Consider the following 7,966-nt stretch of genomic DNA (forward strand, 5'->3'; position numbering starts at 1 on the left):
ACCGCAAGGTTCCAGAGCGCCGGCAGATGCGCGCAACTTGAAAAGTTACGTTACTTCCGTGGGATGTGTCCGCTGTTTCCGTTCCAAGAAGCGTGACCCGCTTTCCCGCCCTCATCCTCACGGTTCCCCTGCTCGCGACCGCCCAGGAAGCTCCCGATGCTGCCAGCGACGATTCCGTGCTTGGAGCGCTTGATTCCATCGTCGTCACCGGCAAGGCCGAGAACCTGCTCGGCGAGGCGCTGGCGGCTTCCAAAGGCCAGTCCGACCGCCAGGAGCTGCTCGACCGGCCCTATCTCCGCCGCGGTGAGCTGCTGGAGGTGGTACCCGGCATGGTGGTCACCCAGCATGCCGGCGGCGGCAAGGCGAACCAGTACTTCGTCCGCGGCTACAACCTCGACCACGGCACCGACTTCGGGATCTTCGTCGATGGCATGCCGGCCAACTACCGCGCCCACGGCCACGGCCAGGGGTACGCGGACATGAACTTTCTCATCCCGGAGTTCGTTGAGCGCCTCGACTACCAGAAAGGTCCCTATGACCCCCGCATGGGCGACCTGACCACGGCCGGCTCGGCCGAGTTCTCGTTGGTCGAGGCGCTCGACCGCGGTTTCGCCGGCGTCACCGTGGGGGAGGACGAATACTTCCGGCTGGTCGCGGGTGACTCGGTGCAGGCGGGCATGGGCACCCTGACCTTCGGCGGCGAGGCGACCTACTACAACGGCCCGTGGCTTTTGGAGCAGGATTTCCACCGCTTCAACGGCATGGTCCGCTGGCACGCGGGCGACGAGGAAAACTTCTTCAACCTGACACTGCTCGGCTACCAGTCGGAGTGGACGTCCAGCGACCAGATTCCCGAGCGCGCGGTCTTCGCCGGGCAGCTCGATCCGCTGGGCTTCATCGATCCGACCAACGGTGGCGAGTCGCAGCGCTACTCGCTTTCCATGAACTGGGGCCGGCAATGCGAGGACGTGCGGTGGCGCGCCAACGCCTACGTCGGCTACTACGACCTCGATCTCTACTCGAACTTCACCTACTTCCTCGACGATCCGGTCAACGGCGACCAGTTCCGCCAGTCCGACCAGCGGATCTTCTTCGGCGGCGAAATCTCGGCCACCCTGGAAGACCGCAAACTCTTCGGCGCGCCGACCGACTACACGCTCGGTTTCCAGACCCGCAACGACTCGATCTGGGACCTCGAGCTCGCCCGCACCCGCGCCCGCGCCGACGTCAACCCGATCCGCGAGGATGACGTGTTCACCGGCAACTACTCGGTTTTCGCCGGGGCTGAAACGAAGTGGAATGACTGGTTCCGCACCGAGGCCGGCGTGCGCGCCGACGCCTTCTACTTCGACGTCGACAGCGACCTGCCCGTCAACAGCGGCAACGAGTGGGACGGCATCGCGGTGCCGAAACTCAACTTCATCTTCGGACCGTGGGCCGACACCGAGTACTACATGAACCTCGGCGGCGGCTTCCACTCGAACGACGCCCGCGGTCTCTTCACCCGCATCGACCCGAACGACGGCGTGACCCCGGTGGCACCGGTCGATCCTCTGGTCCGCACCTGGGGCGCGGAAATCGGCACCCGCAGCCAGTGGAGCGACTGCTTCACCACCACCGCCTCGCTCTGGTACATCTACAGCGAGTCCGAGCTGCTCTACGTCGGCGACGCCGGCAACGTCGAGGCTGGTCCCTCGACCGACCGCTACGGGATCGAGCTCGCCGGCTACTGGCGGCCGAACGACTGGTTTGGCTTCGACGCCGAGATCGCCCTCTCGGAAGGCCGCTACACCGACACCTCCGGCGGGGCTTTCGTGGAGAACCAGGTGCCGTTTATCATCTCCTCGGGCATCACCCTCGGTGATGACCGCGGCTTCTACGGGGCGTTGCGGGCCCGCTACTTCTCCGAGCGTCCACTGACCGCCAACAAGACCATCGAGTCGGAGGATTCGCTGCAGGTCAATGCCCGCATCGGCTACCGGCTGGAGAACTGGGATTTCGCCATCGACGTGCTCAACCTGCTCGACCGCAAGGACAACGACATCGAGTATTACTACACATCGCGCCTGCCCGGCGAGGCGGCCGCGGGCATCGATGACACGCACTTCCACCCTGCCGAACCGCGGTCGATCCGGGCCTCGGTGAGCTACTTCTGGTGAAAGCGGATCTTTCTTGTTGCGAATCAGTCTCAAATAAGGAACCTGCGCGTATGCGCACGTGCATGATCTGGTTGGCGGCGGGATTGCCGCTGTGGGCGGCGGAGTCCGCGCCCGATGCGGCCGTCGTCGAGCTGCGCGAGACGATTTCCAAGGTCGTCGACGTGAAGTCGCAGACGTCGGCGGAACGCCTCGACTGGGAGGCGCGCAAAGCGGAGATGAACGAATTGCTCGGCCTGCACCGCCGCGAGCTGCAATTGCTCGACGAGGAGCTGTCGAAGGCCGGCCAATCGGCGGGCGGCTACGACGAGCAGAAGCAAGCGGCGGAAGCGGAGATCGCGCTCCTGAAGCAGGCGCGCCGGGCCTCCCGCGAGGCGGTTGCCCGCAACCAGCCGCGGATGCTGGCCCTGGCGAAGCGCTTTCCCGCGCCCCTTGCTGGCGACACCGAGATCGAGCGGATCATGCTGGAGGCTTGGAAGCCCGGCGATGAGCCGCGCGACGGCCTGCAGGCGATCCTCGGCATGATTGCCAAGGCGGAGCAGTTCAACCGCCGAATCACCCGGGCAAAGGAAGAGCGCGACGGCCGCGAGGTCGAGGTGCTCTACCTGGGCCTCGCGGGCGCCTACTACGCCGACCGTAGCGGCAATGCCGGGACCGGCGAGCCCGCGGAGGAGGGATGGGTCTGGGCGTCGCGGCCCGAGCTCAACGGCGAGGTGCTGAACGCCTTCGACCAGCTCGACAAGAAACGGCCGCCGGCGCTGGTGGAGCTGCCGGTGAAAATCAAGGAGGGCGGACGATGAAGAGGGGATGGATGATCGCGCTGCTGGTCGCGGCCTTGCCGGTGCATGCGGAAACCACCGTGCCGGAAGCCCTCGACCAGGCGAAGAAGGACCTGGCGTCATCGCTGGCGAAGCTGGAGGAAACCCGCTCGGCGATCACGGCGGAGAAGCCCGGCCTGACGAAAGAATTCGAGGAGATCGAACTCGACCTGCGCGAGAAGCGCCGGCTGGTGCGGATCGCGAGGATGAGCAAGGACGACCGCGAGCAGCAGCTGCGCGAACTCCAGCGCGACCAGCTGGTGCGGCGGCAGGATGTCTCTTACCTCGCCGGACTTCTGAAGGATCACGCCCTGAAAATCGAGACCCTGCGGGGACCGGGCGAGCCGCCGATCGCGGTGGAGGAGAAGGTCATCGCCGCCGAGGCGGACGAGCCCGCGAAGGCGCTGGAAGACCGCCTGCAGATCGTGGATGCGTCGCTCGACCGCCTTGAGATGCTGTTCGGTGGATCGAAGCAGCCGGGCAAGGCATCGACGGCGGGCGGCGAGGTGGTCGAAGGTGAATTTGCGGCGGCGGGTCCGCTGGCCTGGTTCTCCGGCGGCCAAGCGGCCGGGGCGGTGGTTTGGGAAAAGGGGGCATCGCTGCCCAAGGTGCACGAGGGCAATGCCGACGCGATCCGGGCGCTCGTCGCGGGCAATGAGGCGGTGGCGGGACTCGACGTCACCGGCGGCAAGGCCCGCGCGCTCGAGGAAGTTGGCGGCGGCTTCACCGACCTGGTCCGCAAGGGCGGGTTGTGGGTGTGGCCGATCATCCTGCTGGCCCTGCTCAGCCTGGTCTTCGGCTTGATCAAGCTGGCCCGTTTCGCCGGTTTCCGCGAGCCGGGCGAGGCCTGGGTGAATGCCATCCTGGCGGCGATGCGCACCGGTGACCGCGCCAAGGCGGAACAACTGGCGGTGCAGATGAAGCATCCGGCCGGCCCGGTGATGGGCAAGCTGGTCGATGTGTCCGGCAACTCCGCCGACGTGGTCGAGGAGACCCTTTACGAGCAACTGATGGGCGTGCAGCAGAAGGTCGGCTCGATGCTGCCGGTCATCGCCGTGACCGCCGCGACGGCACCCTTGCTCGGACTCCTGGGCACGGTGTCGGGGATGATCCGGACCTTCAACCTGATCACGGTGTTCGGGTCCGGCGATCCGAAGCCGCTGGCCGGCGGGATTTCCGAGGCCCTGGTGACCACCTTGTTCGGCCTGGTGGTGGCGATCCCGGCGCTGATCCTGCATGCCTTCCTGTCACGCCGCAGCCAAGGGATCGTCCAGACGACCGAGCGGCTCGGGCTTTCCTTCGTCAACGCACTGAGGGGCAAATGAAAAATGCGATCCTGCTGACTCTCCGCGAAGGCGGGCTCACGCTGTGGGCGCTGCTGGTGCTGGCGGTCATGATCTACGCGCTGGTGTGGGCGGTGTGGCGGCACGGTCGCCGCACCCGGGCGCGGGTCGAGGCACAGGAATGGAAGAAGCAGGGAAAGGTGGCCGGCGGCTTGCCGTGGCAGCAGAACGCCCGGGACCTGCGGGAAATCGAACGCGGCTTCGCTGCCTTCGAGCTGGATGAGATGGCCTGGGTCGAGCGCCGCCTGCCCTTCCTCGGCGTCCTGATCGGCGCGGCACCGCTGCTCGGTTTGTTAGGGACGGTGGCGGGGATGCTGGCGACCTTCGGCGGGATGGCGGCGGCGGGACGCGGCGCACCGATCGACACCATTTCGACCGGGATTTCCAAGGCCCTGGTCACGACCCAGGCGGGGCTGGTGATCGCGGTGCCGGCGGCCTTCCTGCTGGCGCTGCTGAAGCGCCAGGCGGAATCGACCCACCTGGAACTGCAGCGGCAGCTGCACGAGGAACTGGGTGAAAGCAAATCAAAGGAGGTGTCCCGATGAGACGCTTCCGTCACAGCACCGGCAACGAGACCGTCAGCACGGTCGACATCTCGCCCCTGATCGACGTGGTCTTCCTGCTGCTGATCTTCTTCATCGTCACCACGGTGTTCGTGAAGGAGACCGGGGTGGAGATTTCCAAGCCGCGCGCGGCGAGTTCCGATGACTTGAACAAGCAGGCGATCCTGATCGCGGTGACCTCGGAAGGACGGGTCTGGCACGGTGGCCGGGAGATCGGGATGGATGGCGTGCGTGCCGTGGTGGCGACCTTGTTGGAGGAGGATGCGGAGACCCCGGTGGTGATCCGCGCCGATGCCAACGCGGCGACCGAAGCGACCGTGAAGGTGATCGATTCCGCCAAGCTCGCCGGCGCCCAGTCGGTGTCCCTCGCAACCGAGAAATGAGGATTCCGAGCACCATCGTGGGAATCGTGGTGGCCGCCATGTTGTTGGCGGTGCTCGGCTTGACCCGCCTGCTGACACCCGGCGGGCAGCTGCCGGAGATCGAGGTGCGGGAGATCGAGATCACCGCGATGCCCGACCCCCCGCCGCCCCCGCCGGAGGACGAGCCGCCGCCGGACGCCCCGCCGCCGCCGCCATCGCTGACGGAGATCAGCGACGTGCCGGACCCGACCCGGGTGCCGGTGCCGAAGGCCGACGTGCCGATGGACCTGAGCACCCCCGTTGATCCTTTCTTCACCGACATCGCGCCGGCCCCGCTGCCCCAGCCGGTGGTCGCCAAGGCGAGGCCGAAGGTCGAAACGCGGCGGCCCGCAAAGCCGACCCCGGCCAAACGGCCGCCGGCGCCTTCGCGGAAGTCGCACTACAGCGTCGGCGAACTCGATTCCAAGCCGCGCCTGATCCGCCACGGCCCGGCGACCTTTCCGTCCTCCCTGGCACGCAAGGGAGTCACCAGCGGGACGGTGATGTTCGAGGTCGAGCTGAACGAGCGCGGCAGCGTGTCGATCCGCCGGGTGATTTCGTCGAGCCATCCCGAGATTGTCGCGCCCGCCCGCCGCGTCGCGCTGGGGTCCCGTTACACGGCGCCGACCCGGCACGGCCAGCCGGTGAAGTTGATCATGAGATTGCCGGTCACCATCAAGAAGTGATGAAAGCGTTCTGTTTCAAGTTTTCAGTGTTCAGTTCCGGCCTGGCGATGCTTGCGGGGGCTGCCGAGCCCTTGCCACTATCGACCTCGTACTGGAAGGACCCGGCCTTCCAGAAGGCGTTCAACGGCAGCTACCGGATCGAGGCGCGGATCGAGCCGACCGTGTCGAGCGAGGAGCGCGGCCTGCTGGTCGAGGTGCAGGGCTTGATGGAAAAGGGCGACCGCAAGGCGGCGCTGGCGAAGCTGAAGGGCAGTGCGCTGACCGCGAAATCGGCGGCGCTGACCTTCAATCTCGGGAACCTCCACTTCGAGGAGGGCGATCTCGACGCGGCGGTGAAATCCTACGAATCGGCGATCAAGGACTACCCGTCGTTCCGCCGCGCCCACCGCAACCTGGCGATGGCGCTGGTGCGGTTGAAGAAGACGGAGGAAGCGCTGGGGCACCTGATCGAAGCGGTGCGGCTGGGCGACTCCGAAGGGGCGACCTACGGCTTGCTGGGGTATTGCCGCGTCGAGCGCGGCGAGTGGGCGAGCGCGCTGCAGGCCTACCGCATGGCGCAGGTCAGCGAGCCGGACACGGCGGAGTGGAAGGCCGGGGTGGCGCAGTGTCTGGAAAACCTGAATGCCCGCGACGAGGCGGTGGCCTTGCTCGACGAGGTGATCCGGCAGCGGCCGGAGGTACCGTCCTATTCGACCTTGCAGGCAAGCATCCTGCTCGACCTCGGGCGCAGCGAAGATGCCGTGAAGGCCCTGGAATTCCCGCGGCGCCTGGGCCGGCTGGATGGCGACGGCCTGCTGCTTCTGGCGGAACTCGACCTGCGCGCCGAGCGGGCGGACGACGCGAAGGAGGTCATCGACGAGGCGTTCGCGCTGGAAGTGAAGCCGACCACGGCGCGGGTGCTGTCGGTCACCGGCGCGGCGGCGATGCTCCGCGAATGGGACCTCGCGGAGATGCTGGTCGGCAAGGCGATGCCGGCGGAAGGCGAAGCACCGCGGGCACTGCGGCTGGCCGCGGCACGGATCAAGATCGAGTCGGGCAAGGCCCCGGAAGAAGGCGCCGGGGATCTGGCGAAGCTGCTGAAGGAAGATCCCACCGACGGCGAGGCGCTGATGGCGCTGGGCAAGTACGACGTTTCCCGTGAAAAGTTCGGCGAGGCCGAGCTGCTGTTCGAGCGGGCGACCGCGGTCCAGGAGACGGCGGCGGACGCCTGGGTGGAGCTGGCGCGCCTGAGGGTCGGCGCGACCCGCTACGAGGAGGCCCTGAAGGCCGTCGACGAGGCCTTGAAGATCCGGCCCGGAGGAAGTCTCGAGGCTTACCGGGCGAGCTTGCAGAAACTCGTCGATGCGGCGGGCTGATGGATCCCCGCGCCGCGAACGAGGCCGCTAACCGGTCGATCCTGCGGGGGATCGACCTGTTGGGGTGCGGGGACGAAGCGTCGGTGAAGCAGGCGCTGGAGGAATTCGACCGGGCGATCGCCTTGCGGCGCGGGCTGCCGCTGGATGAAGACCCGGTCTACCGCTGGGGCTTGGCGGCCGGCTGGATGAATCGGGGCGATGCCTTGCTGCGGCTGGACGATCCGGGTGAGTCGGCGGCTTCCTACGACGAGGCAATCCGCGTGCTCGGCGGGTTGGAGCCGGTGGCGGCGGTCCGCCATCGCCTGGCGCTCGCCTGGAACGGCCGCGGCATGGCGTCGGGGCAACGCGGGGATTTCACCCGGGCGATCGAAGTGCTCGGCGAGCCGGTGGACGACGGGCAGCGGGTGACCCTGGCCGCGATCCGCTTGCACCGCAGTCGGGTCGAGGCGGCGCGGGACGACAGCCTGGCCGATGCGCTTGCCGCTCTGGCACTGGTGAGGCCACTGGAGAAGACGGAACAAGCGGCCGCGGAGATCGGCCTGAAGGCGCGTCACCGGATCTGCCGGGCCTGGTGCGAGTGGCTGGAGAAACCGGGCGCCTCGCCGCGTCCGGTTGACGACTGGATCGCGGCGAGTTCCGACATG

At 67.4% G+C, this 7,966-nt stretch carries 8 protein-coding genes; all 8 read left to right on the forward strand.

Features of this window, described 5'->3' with window-relative positions:
• Positions 1 to 92: 92 nt before the first annotated feature.
• Complete coding sequence (locus IG178_RS17420) at positions 93 to 2,159, forward strand: TonB-dependent receptor plug domain-containing protein (protein ID WP_193213852.1); 2,067 nt, start codon at positions 93 to 95, stop codon at positions 2,157 to 2,159.
• Between the two features lie 62 nt (positions 2,160 to 2,221).
• Positions 2,222 to 2,956 (forward strand): DUF3450 family protein, encoded by a 735-nt coding sequence (locus IG178_RS17425; RefSeq protein WP_193213853.1) that lies wholly within the window; start codon positions 2,222 to 2,224, stop codon positions 2,954 to 2,956.
• Positions 2,953 to 4,299 (forward strand): MotA/TolQ/ExbB proton channel family protein, encoded by a 1,347-nt coding sequence (locus IG178_RS25625; protein ID WP_226895533.1) that lies wholly within the window; start codon positions 2,953 to 2,955, stop codon positions 4,297 to 4,299. The genes IG178_RS17425 and IG178_RS25625 overlap by 4 nt, the downstream gene beginning before the upstream one ends.
• Complete coding sequence (locus tag IG178_RS17435) at positions 4,296 to 4,862, forward strand: MotA/TolQ/ExbB proton channel family protein (protein ID WP_193213854.1); 567 nt, start codon at positions 4,296 to 4,298, stop codon at positions 4,860 to 4,862. Before IG178_RS25625 ends, IG178_RS17435 begins: the two co-directional genes overlap by 4 nt.
• Positions 4,859 to 5,263, forward strand: a complete 405-nt coding sequence (locus IG178_RS17440) for an ExbD/TolR family protein (protein WP_193213855.1) — start codon at positions 4,859 to 4,861, stop codon at positions 5,261 to 5,263. The genes IG178_RS17435 and IG178_RS17440 overlap by 4 nt, the downstream gene beginning before the upstream one ends.
• On the forward strand, positions 5,260 to 5,967 hold the full coding sequence (locus IG178_RS17445) for an energy transducer TonB (protein WP_193213856.1): 708 nt from the start codon (positions 5,260 to 5,262) through the stop codon (positions 5,965 to 5,967). Before IG178_RS17440 ends, IG178_RS17445 begins: the two co-directional genes overlap by 4 nt.
• Positions 5,967 to 7,322 (forward strand): tetratricopeptide repeat protein, encoded by a 1,356-nt coding sequence (locus tag IG178_RS17450; RefSeq protein ID WP_193213857.1) that lies wholly within the window; start codon positions 5,967 to 5,969, stop codon positions 7,320 to 7,322. The genes IG178_RS17445 and IG178_RS17450 overlap by 1 nt, the downstream gene beginning before the upstream one ends.
• Positions 7,322 to 7,966, forward strand: a 645-nt coding sequence (locus tag IG178_RS17455; RefSeq protein WP_226895534.1) for a tetratricopeptide repeat protein, incomplete at its 3' end; no start/stop codon positions are given. The genes IG178_RS17450 and IG178_RS17455, both read left to right, overlap by 1 nt.

The organism is Neoluteolibacter marinus (assembly GCF_014904755.1).
GTDB classification, from domain to species: Bacteria; Verrucomicrobiota; Verrucomicrobiia; order Verrucomicrobiales; family Akkermansiaceae; genus Haloferula; species Haloferula marina.